Here is a 13,113-nt window from a genome sequence, read left to right as displayed (position 1 = left end):
TCGTGCGTGCGTCGAGTGGGCAGCGGTGTCGTTTGGTCAGCGGTGTCGCTGGGTCGGCGATTCGCGCGAGGTCAGTTGGCGGGGCCGGGGGTCGACTGAGGTTGTGCGGATTGTGGAGGTTGTGCGGGGCGTGCGGGGGCGGCGCCTGTACAGGGTCTGAGATTCGCGCGAGGTCAGTTGGCGGGGAAGGGGTCGACTGAGGTTGTGCGGATTGTGGAGGTTGTGCGGGGCGTGCGGGGCGGGGCGTGCACAGGGTCTGAGATTCGCGCGAGGTCAGTTGGCGGGGCCGGGGGTCGGCTGAGGTTGTGCGGATTGTGGAGGTTGTGCGGGGCGTGCGGGGCGGGGCGTGCACAGGGTCTGAGATTCGCGCGAGGTCAGTTGGCGGGGGAGGGGTCGGCTGAGGTTCTGCGGATTGCCGAGGCTGTGACGCGCGGTCAGTCGGGATCGCGGCCGCGGAGCTTCTCGATGTCGCGGCGATCGCGCTTGGTGGGGCGTCCGGCGCCGCGATCGCGTACCGGCACGAACGGCATGCTCTCTTTCGAGGGCGGTGGGGGAGTGCGGTCGTCGACGGACTCGGCGACGAGGGCCGCCCCGACACGCTTCGCGATCGTCTTCTTCACGACAAGGATCCGGTCGAAGCCCTGGATCCGCACGCGCAATTCGTCGCCCGGACGTACGGGCTGCGCCGCTTTGGCGCGTTCCCCGTTGACCCGAACGTGCCCCGCGCGGCACGCGGTGGTCGCCGCAGACCGGGTCTTGTAGACGCGCACCGCCCAGAGCCACGCGTCGACGCGGGCGGTGGTCATGGCATCCGTCATGTCGGGTCTTTCGTCGGTGAACCTCCATCGTAGGTCGGGCGGTCAGTCGTGGAGAGTCAGCGCGACGAGCGCGCGGTCGGGTTTGGGGCGATCGACGACGTCGAAACCCGCCTGCTCGAACATCGACACCGTGCCGCGATAGAGCTGGTTGGCCGAGCGTTTCGTGACGGTGGGGTCGAGGGGATACGCCTCGACGACGCGGGCGTCGGCCGCGCGGGCGGTGGAGACCGCGGCATCCAGGAGCTTCTTCATCAAGCCCGTGCCTCGGTGCGCCGTGCGGACCACGAAGCACGAGACCGACCAGACGTCGTCGGCGTCGAGGGGCTCCTCTGTCGCGACCGTGACGTCGCGGGTGCGGAGGAGGCGGGCCTGGTCGACGCGGGGGCAGACGCGCACCCAGCCCGCGGGTTCGCCGTCGACGTAGGCGATGAGCCCCGGCGAGCGATCACCGTGCATCTCGGCATGAAAGCGCGTGGTGAGGTCGTCGCGCGAGCTCTGCTGGAACTCCGCGTTCGTGAGCAGCCACCACTGGCACTGGCACCCGGGACCGTCTCCGCTGTCGAGCGCCGTCTCTGCGTCGTCGAAGCGGTCGCCGGTGGCGGGGAGGATCTCGATCGTCATGCCCGAGACCGTAGCGAGGGGCTCCGACATCGACAAGGGAGTGCCCACACGCCCGGGGTGGCCGTTGGTTCGCGGGGGAGTCGGCGAGGGGCTAATATAGGGGAGTTGCCCGCTCGCGGGTAACGGGATGTGGCGCAGCTTGGTAGCGCACTTGACTGGGGGTCAAGGGGTCGCAGGTTCAAATCCTGTCATCCCGACAGAATAGCCCTGGTGAGAGAAAACTCTCACCAGGGCTTCGTCGTTTCTGGATGTGGTCACTGGCTGGTCCACTTTCTCGATCTGCTCCAGCCTTCCGCTGACTAAGTGGACCAATCCTTTTTCGAGCTCGTCGCCCGTGAGGTGCACCAATAGGTGCCCATGAGGTGGACCAGAATCCGGGCAGGCCGATGCTCCGGCCCCTTCTGGAAGGGTCGGAGCGACTGTTCCGCGGTGGTCATAGGCGGGGTCCGTCGCGGCGGGCTGGGTCCCTTCTGGTGGGTGCTGCGGAGAGGAACTGGTTGGCCTGTCTGGCGGCTTCGGCCAGGTGCCGGTGGTCGGGGTGCAGGTAGCCCTTGGTGGTCTCGATCGACTGGTGCCCGAGGATCTCTTGGAGCACGTGGAGAGCGATGCCGGCGTCGGCCATCCAGGTTGCTCCGGTGTGGCGGAGCCCGTGGCGGGTGAGGTTGTCGAAGCCGAGCTTTGCCACGAGGTCGTCCCAGTGGGTAGCGTCGCGGACGGTGGCTGTGGTGAGGACTCCGCCGCGTGGCCCCCGCAGGAGCGGGTCGTCGGGCTGCTTGTCTGCGGTGAGACGTTCGAGAACCGATTCGAGGGCGTCGAGCATGGGCATCTTTAGGGCTGAGATGCTCGGCCCGTCCGGGCCCAGGTTGGTGGCACCAGATGCGGTGATGATCCAAGAGGGCATCAAGCTTGCTCTCGGTGAACTCGGAGAACGTCTGGCCCACCAGATGACTTGGTCACTGATCCTGAGCGACACCGAGCCCGTCCTCACTTCAGACGAGCCAGTGTGCGGGTGGTCACCCGGTGATGCACCCGTTGGTTACGCGACTGCAAGCATCGTGTGGTTGCCTCTCAGCCCGAGAGTGATACTCCAGTTGCGTGACCGCGAGGTCGATCCTGACAAGCTTGGTCTCCCCTCGGTTGCCAGTGCTACTGGCCGCGACGAACTGATCCGCGTGGTGAATCGCCAGATCGCAGGCCAAGCACACCGATGGGTCATCCACCACCCCGACGACCGTCTACATGATGGCCTTCAGATGGCACCGCGCACGGCGTGGCGCGACCAACTCGTCAGCGTCACTGAAGACGGAGGTACAAGTCGTGAGCTTTGGGTCCAACGACGGCTGCCCGCCCAATAGATAAGACCTTCTCGTGGTGGGTCAGTGATACGCCGCGGATCGCCTCGATCATGAGCTGTCGTGTGCGATCTAGTCGCGCAGGCTCGGTTGGTGCGGCCGAGGAGATCGCACGCCACCGGTCTCTTGGCGCGTGTCGCCCGAGAGCGATGGAGAGGATGCGAGAGAATGAGTGCGTGTCGGACGGACAGTAGGTGACCTGGTCACCGGTAGGGGGTTTCCACCAGGTGATGTCACCGAATCTCCTCGTGACTGTTCGTCACCACGGCAGACGTTGGCGCTGCTGGTCCCGTACGGAGCACTGAGGTATGGCTAGGGCAAAGAGCGCTTCCACTCGAAGCGGTTCCACTGGGACAGAACGAGTACGCGCGTCACGTGACGGTGACCGATTCCACTACACCTGGGCTGCAGCCCGCCTGCTAAAGCTCCTGAGCCCCGCGACCGATCTCCAGCAGGTATCAATCGAGGGACTCGGCTCCGCTCCTTCGGACGCCGAGCCAGACGGTGCTGAGGTCATAGACCTTGTTGAGTTCTATGGACCCACAGACGAAGACTTTACGTCCCTGGAAGTGCGTCAGTTCAAGCACTCGACCCTGCGCCCAAACGAGAATGTCACCCTTGGCGAGGTTTGCAAGATCCTCAGCAAGTTTGCTCAGCTCGACGACACATTGCGAATGCAGTACCCGCAGGCCACGATTCGCTTCTCCATAGTCACGAACAAGCCGATTTCCTCTGACGCTGTCAATGCTGTGCGCGATTTGGCTAGTGGTCAGCCGACTGCCGTGGGGTCGTCAGCCGCCAAGCTGACGAGTGCAGCGAATCTCAGCGCCGATGATGCGGCGTCTCTATGCTCACGGCTCGACCTCCGAGGCCGTGAGCCCGGGGTTGCCGTTCTCCGACGCGGGCTTGACCGAGAAGTCGGCGGACTCACCGCTGACACCGACCTCCGCGTGTCCGCGTCTCTTGTTGACCTTGTCGCCTCAAGAGCGAGCACTGAGTCCAGTGGCCCAATGCGGAAGGCAGATGTCCTCACTGCTTTCGGTTGTCGGGAGGACGAGCTTGCACCGGCGCCGTGCCAGCTTGAGACTGCACCGTTCTTTGTGCGAGACGCATATGTTGAACTCGCGGATCGGATTCTTGGATCTTCCGGTTCGATAGTCGTAACGGCTGAGGGCGGAGCGGGGAAGAGCACGTTCGCTCGGGCGCTACCGGATCTTTTACGAGGTCGAGCCGACGTCATCATCTACGATTGCTTCGGCAATGGGTCCTACCGCAGACCAGACCGTACGCGGCATCGTCACCGCGACGGACTAGTTCAGCTTGCTACTGAAATCGCGGGAATTGGGCTTGGTCTCCCGATAGTTCACACCGGCAACCTCGCCCCCGAGGAGTACACCAAGGCTTTCGTTCGTCGCCTCGACGCTGCGAGCGAGATTCTCGTTCAGAGTGGAACTCGCCAGCTAGTGATAGTGGTAGACGCCGCCGATAACGCCGTGATGGCCGCGGAGGACAACGCGGAATCTAGAGCATTCGTGCGGGACTTGCTGAGGCTAGACGACGCTATTCCGACGAACGTTCACATCGTGTTGACTTGTCGACCAGAGCGTGCTCATCTTCTTGAAGCTCCTGCGGGCACGGCGACGTTCGAACTACCGGCCTTCGCACTAGAAGAGACGGCGAAGGTCGTTTCAACTTCACATCCATCGGCGACGACTCTGGACGTTGCAGAGATTCACGATCGAACCGCGGGTAATCCGCGAGTCGTGTCAACGGTGCTCTCTGAAACCGAAACGATTCAAGAGGCTCTCGGTCGACTCGCGGGGTTTACGGACAGCACTTCTCCGCTTGACGCTCTCATGCAAGAGCAAGTCACCAAGGTCTTCAACAACGCTGGTAGATCGCGATCAGAACTCGAACGTGCTGCCCAGCTCCTCACGTTATTGCGTCCGAGTGTTCCGTTGGGCGTGCTTGCGGAACTTGCCGGTACGCAGGTTGCTAACGTCCGCAGTTTCATATCCGACCTAGGTCGCGGCTTGATCCTGAGCGGGCAAAGCGTCCAGTTTCTCGACGAACCGACGGAAACGTACTTCCGCTCCCGGCACCGTGCCACACCTGAGGTCGCGGCCCAAGTCGCGTCTCAGCTGCGCACGCTGAGCGGCTCCTCTGCTTACGCCGCGTCTTCCCTGCCGGAGGTTCTCTGGAGCGCAAATCTCCACGACGAACTGCTCGCCCTCGTTGCCACGGATGATGCCCTGCCCTCAACGAGTGACGTCGAGCGTACCCAGGTCGAGCACCTACGCGTGGAGTTCGGTCTTCGTGCAGCTGTCCAGTTACGACGTCCGGATTCGATTGTGCAGTTGGCCATGCGCGCTGGAGCGGGTCGCGCAGGGAAGGGGCGGCAGTTCACGATCATTAGAGACAACCCTGACCTGGCGGGTTCGCGGATGGACGCCCGGGTGCTTGGTGAGCTGATCGCGTCGCGAGAGCTCCCACAAAGTTGGTCTGGCTCTACGCTCGGTGCCGAGGCGGCGATGCTTGCTCATTCCACCGGAGGTACGAGCACAGCCAGAAGCAGGTCTCGGCAAGCAGCTTCCGCCATCGCTGCCTGGGTACGCTCGCCGAGAGAGCGGTACTCGCGCGACGAGAATGTCACCCCAGAACAAGTGGCACACATCGCACTTGCGATCCTTCGAACGGATGGACCTCCTGCGGCTGTCCGTTACTTGTCGGGTTGGCGCCCAGCTCGATTTGTCCTCGAATCGAGCGCAGCGCTTGCGCGGATGCTCATCTCATGTGCCCCAGAGGAGGACGTTTCTGGCCTGATCGTTAGTTCCACCCATCCTGCGTTAATTCTTGGCGTCTTTGGCGAGATGCAGCGCGTTGGAATGACCGTAGATGCCAGTGTCGTTGGCGGCGCGTGGACGGTACTGGAACGATTCCGTGCTCGTCTCACTGCCGAAGAATACGATCACCGGAATGCGGAAGATACCGCGCTCCGGGGCGCTTCATGGCTTTGCGCGCTTGCGGTGCGTCACTCGATTGCCGACGCAACAGTGGCCGCAGAACGACTTCGCGAATGCCTGCCGCCATCGCTACCTATTGGACTCGGCGACAGACACGGCTCAGGCCGATCGGGTCTTCTCCTAGCGGTCGCGTTGCGTGCCGAATTAATGGGTGAGGTACTCGATGTCGGGCACTACCGGCCCCTTAAAGTTCCAGCGAAGCGTGGAAAGTACGACCCCGCGAAGTCCAATGACGACGATCTCAATCGCTATCTGCGCCCCGCCATCAGCTGGCTCAGTTCTTGGGCAAAATACGCTCGCGGTGACCTCGATCCGCAAGCCGCGGCAGCAGTGATCGCGAGTTACCCCAAACGCCAGTCACAAGATGACATCTGGTCAATGGCCCTCCGAATCGCCCGGCAGATCTTGCCCATGCTCGGCTCTTCCTACGAGGAAAAAGAGGTGACAGTCGCTTGCATTCAAGCGATTCAGACGTTCTCTGCCAATGCTCCGATTGCCGGGGCGCTCGACCTGATCTCAGGGCTGCGAGGCGACGCCCGTTTCGCGTCGGCGGTCCTCGAACTCTCCAACGCGGCACGGCATGCCCTGACGGGTTCCGCTGAAACGGCCGACAGCAAGGCCGAAACGCTCGTGCGCATAGCTCGGGGAATGCACCGCTTTAGTGAGGCCGAAGCTGGAAGCTACTTCGACCACGCTGTGAAAGCTGCCAGCGGAGTGGGTGATGATGCGATTTATCGATGGGATGCAGTAGTTGCCCTCACGCGGGCAGCTGCTGGCATCGACCCCCTCGACGCATTCACCCTCGCTGAGCGCGTCGCTCGCCTCGGCGAGGCCGTGGAACCGATTGTGTATGACGGATTCAACCAACAGCAGCTCGTCGCTGCACTCGCGCGGGTCTCGGGCGCCAACGTTCTGCGAATTCTCGGGCAGTGGAGGGATCGCCGGTTCGGGGCGCTCGACTGGCAATTCAGGGGACTAATTGAAGGGGATGGTGCCCTGCTTGCGGGACGGCCAGATCTCAGAATAGTTTTGGCGCCCTTCTCGACCAACTCTGACCTGGACGCCGCGCTTCGTGAACTTGACGTATCCGGCGCCCTCAACGCAAAGGCCCTGTCTGCCGTAGATAATCTCGCAAACCGACTTGGACGCTCCCTCGATCCCGAGTTCAGGCAGTCCCCACTTCCTGACCCCCTTCGTGCCAAGGACCCTGACGAGTTCAGGAGCACCACCATGGATCTCACGCCAGACGAACAAACAGAACGATCCGCTCAGATAGACGAATGCAAAGCGCAGATCGCGGCACTTGACCTCACTCGGACAAGCGACGTGAACGTGGCGGTTCGACTTCAGCAAGAGGCTCGTACGTACAGTGACAGTCTCTTCATCTCAGAAACTTTTTCGCGTCCAGAGCTTCAGTGGGGCCCGATCCTGGACGCCGCATTGGATTCTGATGCCCTCAGCGACTACGAGCTAGCCAAGCTCTTGAACGCGGCCCTAGTGCGTCCTCGAACGGCTCAATCGTTCGTCGATTCGCTGAAGAATGCGGTCGGCACCTACGTTGATCGACACGGTGCCCGGTTGCTTCACCACAACTGGATGAGTTTTGACCTGCCTGCGGCGGCCGACCTCTTGGAGGTGCGCACGACCGATCTCCTCCAACGTGCCCTCGACCACCTGAATCTTGAGGAAGCGTTGACCGATGCCGACCATTGCTACATGCTCGCAGCTGGAGCTTCAGCAGTCCTCGACCCTTCCACGGCTGCGCGCGTGCTCGACGAAGCGCTCGCCGCCTTCGAGGAAGAACTCAGAATTAGTCCCAGGACAGCTTCCGGGCAGGCGCCAGCAGACCCAATCGATACCGCAATAGCAAACTTCCTCTGGGCTGCACTTGGTGACCCGCGCTCAGCAGTTCGTTGGCTGGCTGCACACGCAGTGCGTACAGCCATCGAACTCGGCGTCAGCGACGTGATCATTGCGCTCGGCTCGGCAGTCACGCGGGGCGATGCAGCTGGGTACGCCGATGAACGATTCCTCTACTACCAGATGAGCGCAGCAGAGTGGTTCCTGGTCGCTGTCGAGCGAGTAGCACGCGACGATCCCTCTGCCGTCGACGCACTCATGTCCACAGTGATCGAACTAAGCGACCGCTATCCGGACCACGCCGCGATTCAACGGCACTGCTCATCAGTTGCACTACTGACCACCGCACCAATTGGCCGTTCTGTTGGGACAGACTGGAAGGCCAAGCTTGCAGAGCCGGTGACTCTCGAAAGCTGGCACCGCCCCACCCAGCCCGGTCCAATGATGAAGGGCGCACCATACGCTGAGCACCGATTCCATCCAGACTTCGACGAGTATGTCCTCGGAAGACTAACGAAGGCACTCGCCATCACACACCAAGAAGTGCTCGATGCGGCTAGCACGCTCATCCTCGACGAATGGGGATGGCGAGGCAAGGGCAAACGTCTAGAGGACCCGAGGCGGACCGCAGGTGTTTACGAGGACGGTGAAACCTACGGATACAAGTGGGAGATTCCTAAAGCTGAGGATCTCGACTACTACCTGGAACGCCACGCGGCACTTACCATCGCCGGAAGACTCATGAGGACCGTTGTTCCGTACCGCGACCCCGATGCAGAACAGCCCGACGTCCTAGAATGGCTCGCCGACTTCGACGTCGCACGCCACGACGGGCGATGGATTACAGATCAGCGAAGCTCGATCCCTGGTTCATTGGCTACTGCCGGACCGCGAGGAAGTAGCCGGGTTCATGAATCCGAGTTTCTGACCGCCCTCGAACCTGCTGACGGATGGGTGACGGTCTGGCAATCGGCCGCTGCCACTGAGTACGACCGATCCCTGAGCATCGACATCGCATCGGCTCTGGTCACTCCCGAAGCCGCGGGCGCGCTTGTACGTGCGCTGCAAACTGCTGACGGTTACTGGAGCTTCCGAATCCCATCAGCTGACCTAGATGACGAAGACTTCCAGTTCTCCTCGCCTCCGTTCCAGCTTCAAGGTTGGGTGTCAACGCCGAATTCTGAAGGCGGCATCGACCGGCTGGACCCCCTCGCCACCGAACTCACGCCCGAGCTCCCACGCCCTTCCGAGGACATTGCGAAAATGCTCAGCATTACCTCCCGAGACGGCGGCCTCCGCTGGCAGAGCGAGGAGGCGGACGTGGTCTTGGCGTCTGAGACCTGGGCAGAGATTAGCGCCGGCCGTGAACCACACGGCCCATCAGGTCACCGGCTGCGGATCACGACCGAAGCGCTCGACCAGTTGCTGGGACGCCTCCATGCCGCGCTCATTGTGGAGGTACGCGTGAGGCGCGAAGATCGTAGCGCTCGCTATGCCGACGTCTCAGACAACGACAATGAAGGAGGTGACGCCGATCATGGCAGCGACTTCCGAGTCTTCTCCTACCAGCCAGGAACAGGATGGAACGACTTCAACGGCTGTGTTGGAACTAGGTAAGCTGCTGGCGGCTGAGCTGGAACAGACCGACACTCTCGGACGCTGGATAGCTCACTATCTTGCGGAGCGCCTGACCAGCCTTGAACAGAGGGCTGGACCTGAGGGATCTACCGCTGAGGCTGAGGTTGCCGACCTAATCCTCCGACTCTGGTCGCTTCGCCGTCAGCTTCCCGGCAGTCGGTTACCCCTCGCTGAAGTGGACGAGGTGGAGGCGGCAATCGCGAGGCTGACACCCGGACGAAGACCGTGGGCATATTTCGGCGCCTTCGCCGCTGATGCCGAGCCAAGCACAGAGGAGACCGAGACAAGCACCACTCTGAAAGCCGCACTGCTCATCGATCGACTCGCCGGCGATCTCGTCCATGGACTGATTGGCCGGGCGGCCGCACTTGCCGAGGAAGACGGCGCGGCTTGGACGAAGCAAGCGGAGAAGATCGGAGACGGGGCGCTGCGGACACTCCGTCGCATTCGCTTCGCCGACAATGGCAGCGAAGACGATGTCGAGAGTCCGGACTGGAACAGTGAGGTCACGAGGAGAGCAACAGCGCTGTCATCGGTGGTGTCGACCCTGGTCACCGCATTTGAAGCTGAGGGCTCGGAGCTTCCGGGTAAGAGCGGTGGCTGACCTTTCCGGCACCGGTACTGCCAGCATCTGGTGGTTGCACACTGGAGGTCCGTTCTCGTCGACGAAGTGGACCAATCAAGTGACCAACAGCCTGCAAAACCTGCAATATGGGACGCGCGGAGAGCATCGCTGAAACAGGAATAGCCAGGTCACGAAGGCTAAGAACCTGGTCCTGGCACCTGGGGGTCAAGGGGTCGCAGGTTCAAATCCTGTCATCCCGACCAAGAGGACTGTTGGCGAAACGGTCCGGCGATGTCGGAGAACACGAAAGGCCCCTGCGGGTTTGCAGGGGCCCTTCGTATTGTCGTGGCGGTCATGCTCTTTCAGAACTCGCGGTACCGGAGTCGTTCCTCTCGAGCGGCGGGATCACCCGTGCGGGGTCTTCGAGATCAGCCGGCGTCGCCGGAACGCTGGAACCGAATGCGTCCTGCGCGCGCTGCGACGGCATCGATGCGGGTGCCCTCCGCGCCGGCTGCGTCCTCGACGAGCTTGCGTGCCGTGGCTTGTTCTTCGCGAATGTGCGAGGTGATCAGTGCGAATTGATCGGCGAGGACGGTTGCCAGTCCCGTCTCGAGCTGTTCGAGGGTCGTATTGCGGATCTCGAGGCGCCGGTCGGAGACGCGCACGGTCACGGAGGGGTATCCGGCGGTGGCCAGCGCCTGCTGCGTCGCTGCGGAATGGATCGCCGCCACCTCTTCCGGGAGGGGGCGGCGAGAGAACACCGCGTCGACCTGGTAGGTGTCGGGCGTTTCGGGGGTGCCCAGGGTTCGCGGAAGCGAGCCCGCCAACACCGTCGTGAGACCGAGCAGATCCGAGCGGTCGGAGGCGGGCGAAGGGGAACTGGTCATATGATCTCGACTTTTCGGCAGGCGTCGCAGAGCGAACTGGGCGCAAGGGTCCCCCGTCGAAATGGCTCGAACGAAGGCTGGTTCTAGGAGGCGCGCCGACGTGTCCGAGACCGGATCACGCCGAACAGGAACGTGCCGACGAACAGGATGATGCCGATGATTGCGAGCCAGAGCAGCCCCTGGAAGGCGAATCCCACGACTGTCAGCACCGCCCACACGACGAGCAGAATTACGAGAGTGCGCCACATATCGCCGACTCTACGCTCATTATTTTTTTCCCGTCATTTTCTTTTTACGGGCATTTTGTGAAATCGAATAGTTCACCGATTAGCGCGCCGCACTTCGCGGGGAGCCGGTGATTCCACGGTCGACGAATGATGTCGGGTGCGCATTCACAGCCCGTAGTAGTCTTCGTCGTCCCACGACGTGACGGGGGTCGGGTCCCAGGTTTCGGGTGACGAGGGCGCGATGGTGATCGCCGTTCGTGGGTAGGACGCCTGCATCCGCATCATGGTGACCTGATCGGAGAAGTCGGGCACCTCGCCGACCCAGGCGAGGGGCACACTCAGCATCGCGGGCGATGGGCCGACGGTCATCCACGCGGTTTCCTGGCCGCCACCGTCGCCCTCGACGACGATGGGCACCTCAACCCGCTGAGGAACGCCGGTCGCGGCGATCCCCACGATGAGGTGAAGGAGCGCGTCGGCGACTTCGTCGGTGGTGACGAACCGTCCACCCGCGTAGCTGACCTGTCGCATCTTCCCCAGTGTGCGCCCCGTCTTGCGGGGGCAGACGGTTTCGGGGGGTGGGTTGATTATCGTCGCATCTTGCCGCAGGGTTCCGAACCGTTCAGGCGGGCGGCTCGAAAGCACGTGCCGTCGAGGCCGTCGATGACACGCGCCACCTGATCGGCGGACGCACCGAAAAGAACGTTCTGTGTCCTGAGGCTGGCAATTGTCTGAGCAGAATGTGCGCGCGGGGCGGCGAATATGCGGATTTCCGCCGATTCCGGCGTCGGCGTATACGTCGTGGCGCATACCGCCCCCGTAGCGTGGCCCTCACGTCGTCGGCATCCGCTTTCGTCGTCGAAGACTTCGGTCACCCCCACCGAGGAGCACGCATTGGCTGCACCCGTCATCGAGTCCCGGATGGGACCGATCCGTCAGACCTACAAGGGAACGACGGAGTTCCCGCCCATGGCCAAGGCCTACACGGAGTTGTCGCAGGTCGTCCGAGAGACGGGCCTGCTCGTTCGCGCCCGCCGGTTCTACGCCCTGGTCGGCACCGTCCTCGCCCTCGGGTTCGGCGGGGCGATCACCGGATTCGTCCTGCTCGGCGACAGCTGGTTCCAGCTGCTCATCGCCGCGGCCCTCGGCATCCTGTTCACCCAGGTGGCGTTCCTCGCCCACGAGGCCGCGCACAAGCAGATCTTCTCCTCTGGTAAGGCCAACGACCGCCTCGCGCTGTGGCTCGCGGCCGGTGTCGTCGGCATGAGCCTGTCGTGGTGGACCTCGAAGCACACCCGTCACCACGCCAACCCCAACCGCGTGGGCAAAGACCCCGACATCGAGATCGACACGATCTCTTTCATCGAGGTCGACGCCGCCAAGGCACGCGGCCTGCAGCGCTGGATCACCCAGCGCCAGGGTTGGGCGTTCTTCCCCCTGCTCACGCTCGAGGGCGCCAACCTCCACTTCATCGGTCTGCGCCACCTGCTCTCGAAGGAACCGGTCAAGGGCCGCTGGACGGAGCTCGGACTCATCGCCCTGCGCTTCGCGGTCTTCGTGGCTCCGGTGTTCGTCTTCCTGCCGCTCGGAATGGCCTTCGCCTTCGTCGGCGTACAGCTCGCGGTGTTCGGTCTGTACATGGGCGCCTCGTTCGCTCCGAACCACAAGGGCATGGCCGTCATCGCTCCCGATGCGAAGCTCGACTTCTTCAGCAAGCAGGTGCGCACCTCGCGCAACATCACCGGCGGCTGGTGGGCCACCTGGCTCATGGGCGGGCTCAACTACCAGATCGAGCACCACCTGTTCCCGAACATGCCGCGCCCGCACCTCAGCAAGGCCCGTGCGATCGTCAAGGAGCACAGCCAGACGCTCAACGTCCCCTACGTCGAGACCACGTTGTTCGAGTCGTACGGCATCGTCATCCGCTACCTGAACCAGGTGGGGCTCGCCGCCCGCGACCCGTTCGAGTGCCCCATGACCTCGGCGGCCGCGCGGGCCTGACGCCCGCACGACCATCCATCCCAGAGGGCCCCGCATCGCGCGGGGCCCTCTGTCGTGGTTTCGGTGACAAATGTCACCGCGAGTGGTGACCGAAGGCTCTCCCGCCCACGGGCAGCCGCTG

The 13,113-nt window shown here is 63.0% G+C and carries 10 protein-coding genes, 1 tRNA gene and 1 pseudogene; 5 read left to right on the top strand and 7 right to left on the bottom strand.

The window, feature by feature from the left end; all coding sequences use genetic code 11:
* Positions 1-434: 434 nt before the first annotated feature.
* Positions 435-818: an RNA-binding S4 domain-containing protein gene (locus tag QE454_RS16040; RefSeq protein ID WP_210076488.1), complete on the bottom strand. Its 384-nt coding sequence runs from the start codon at positions 816-818 to the stop codon at positions 435-437.
* 42 nt (positions 819-860) lie between these two features.
* The gene (locus QE454_RS16035; protein ID WP_307459723.1) at positions 861-1,439 is read right to left on the bottom strand and encodes a GNAT family N-acetyltransferase; all 579 of its coding nucleotides are present in this window, start codon (positions 1,437-1,439) and stop codon (positions 861-863) included.
* Positions 1,440-1,562: 123 nt separating this feature from the next.
* On the opposite strand from QE454_RS16035, the gene QE454_RS16030 reads away from it, so the two are divergent.
* Positions 1,563-1,636, top strand: a tRNA-Pro gene (locus tag QE454_RS16030).
* A 236-nt stretch (positions 1,637-1,872) separates the two neighbouring features.
* Here QE454_RS16030 and QE454_RS16025 read toward each other — a convergent pair.
* On the bottom strand, positions 1,873-2,259 hold the full coding sequence (locus QE454_RS16025; protein ID WP_373459407.1) for a tyrosine-type recombinase/integrase: 387 nt from the start codon (positions 2,257-2,259) through the stop codon (positions 1,873-1,875).
* On the opposite strand from QE454_RS16025, the gene QE454_RS17340 reads away from it, so the two are divergent.
* Complete coding sequence (locus QE454_RS17340; protein WP_396652976.1) at positions 2,258-2,794, top strand: DUF4238 domain-containing protein; 537 nt, start codon at positions 2,258-2,260, stop codon at positions 2,792-2,794. The two genes, QE454_RS16025 and QE454_RS17340, sit on opposite strands and share 2 nt — an antisense overlap.
* Before the next feature lie 305 nt (positions 2,795-3,099).
* Positions 3,100-4,398: pseudogene (locus QE454_RS17335) on the top strand (AAA family ATPase); the annotation flags it as partial.
* A gap of 3,974 nt (positions 4,399-8,372) precedes the next feature.
* Here the strand turns inward: QE454_RS17335 and QE454_RS17330 are convergent.
* Positions 8,373-8,516 (bottom strand): MYXO-CTERM sorting domain-containing protein, encoded by a 144-nt coding sequence (locus QE454_RS17330; protein ID WP_373459423.1) that lies wholly within the window; start codon positions 8,514-8,516, stop codon positions 8,373-8,375.
* 695 nt (positions 8,517-9,211) lie between these two features.
* On the opposite strand from QE454_RS17330, the gene QE454_RS16015 reads away from it, so the two are divergent.
* Positions 9,212-9,916 carry a hypothetical protein gene (locus tag QE454_RS16015; protein ID WP_307459732.1) on the top strand — a complete coding sequence of 235 codons (705 nt, stop codon included), beginning with the start codon at positions 9,212-9,214 and terminating at the stop codon, positions 9,914-9,916.
* A gap of 389 nt (positions 9,917-10,305) precedes the next feature.
* Here the strand turns inward: QE454_RS16015 and QE454_RS16010 are convergent, their stop codons facing one another.
* From QE454_RS16010 to QE454_RS16000, 3 genes are all read right to left on the bottom strand, one after another.
* Positions 10,306-10,764 carry a hypothetical protein gene (locus QE454_RS16010; RefSeq protein WP_210076461.1) on the bottom strand — a complete coding sequence of 153 codons (459 nt, stop codon included), beginning with the start codon at positions 10,762-10,764 and terminating at the stop codon, positions 10,306-10,308.
* Positions 10,765-10,847: 83 nt separating this feature from the next.
* Positions 10,848-11,012 carry a hypothetical protein gene (locus tag QE454_RS16005; protein ID WP_210076459.1) on the bottom strand — a complete coding sequence of 55 codons (165 nt, stop codon included), beginning with the start codon at positions 11,010-11,012 and terminating at the stop codon, positions 10,848-10,850.
* Positions 11,013-11,156: 144 nt separating this feature from the next.
* Positions 11,157-11,522, bottom strand: coding sequence for a hypothetical protein (locus tag QE454_RS16000; RefSeq protein WP_210076457.1), 366 nt, complete (start codon positions 11,520-11,522; stop codon positions 11,157-11,159).
* A gap of 390 nt (positions 11,523-11,912) precedes the next feature.
* On the opposite strand from QE454_RS16000, the gene QE454_RS15995 reads away from it, so the two are divergent.
* Positions 11,913-12,992, top strand: a complete 1,080-nt coding sequence (locus QE454_RS15995) for an acyl-CoA desaturase (RefSeq protein WP_267789386.1) — start codon at positions 11,913-11,915, stop codon at positions 12,990-12,992.
* Positions 12,993-13,113 lie beyond the last annotated feature (121 nt).

Source organism: Microbacterium sp. SORGH_AS_0454, assembly GCF_031453395.1.
In the GTDB taxonomy this organism is placed as follows: Bacteria; Actinomycetota; Actinomycetes; order Actinomycetales; family Microbacteriaceae; genus Microbacterium.
The sequence above is the reverse complement of the archived record's forward strand: the minus strand, read 5'-3'. Positions and strand labels throughout refer to the sequence as shown.

Bases quoted from the DNA above. Each gene is read 5' to 3' on its own strand.
- QE454_RS16040 (WP_210076488.1), bottom strand. From the start codon at position 818: ATGACGGATGCCATGACCACCGCCCGCGTCGACGCGTGGCTCTGGGCG.
- QE454_RS16035 (WP_307459723.1), bottom strand. From the start codon at position 1,439: ATGACGATCGAGATCCTCCCCGCCACCGGCGACCGCTTCGACGACGCA.
- QE454_RS17340 (WP_396652976.1), top strand. From the start codon at position 2,258: ATGGGCATCTTTAGGGCTGAGATGCTCGGCCCGTCCGGGCCCAGGTTG.
- QE454_RS16025 (WP_373459407.1), bottom strand. From the start codon at position 2,259: ATGCTCGACGCCCTCGAATCGGTTCTCGAACGTCTCACCGCAGACAAG.
- QE454_RS16015 (WP_307459732.1), top strand. From the start codon at position 9,212: ATGGCAGCGACTTCCGAGTCTTCTCCTACCAGCCAGGAACAGGATGGA.
- QE454_RS16010 (WP_210076461.1), bottom strand. From the start codon at position 10,764: ATGACCAGTTCCCCTTCGCCCGCCTCCGACCGCTCGGATCTGCTCGGT.
- QE454_RS16005 (WP_210076459.1), bottom strand. From the start codon at position 11,012: ATGTGGCGCACTCTCGTAATTCTGCTCGTCGTGTGGGCGGTGCTGACA.
- QE454_RS16000 (WP_210076457.1), bottom strand. From the start codon at position 11,522: ATGCGACAGGTCAGCTACGCGGGTGGACGGTTCGTCACCACCGACGAA.
- QE454_RS15995 (WP_267789386.1), top strand. From the start codon at position 11,913: ATGGGACCGATCCGTCAGACCTACAAGGGAACGACGGAGTTCCCGCCC.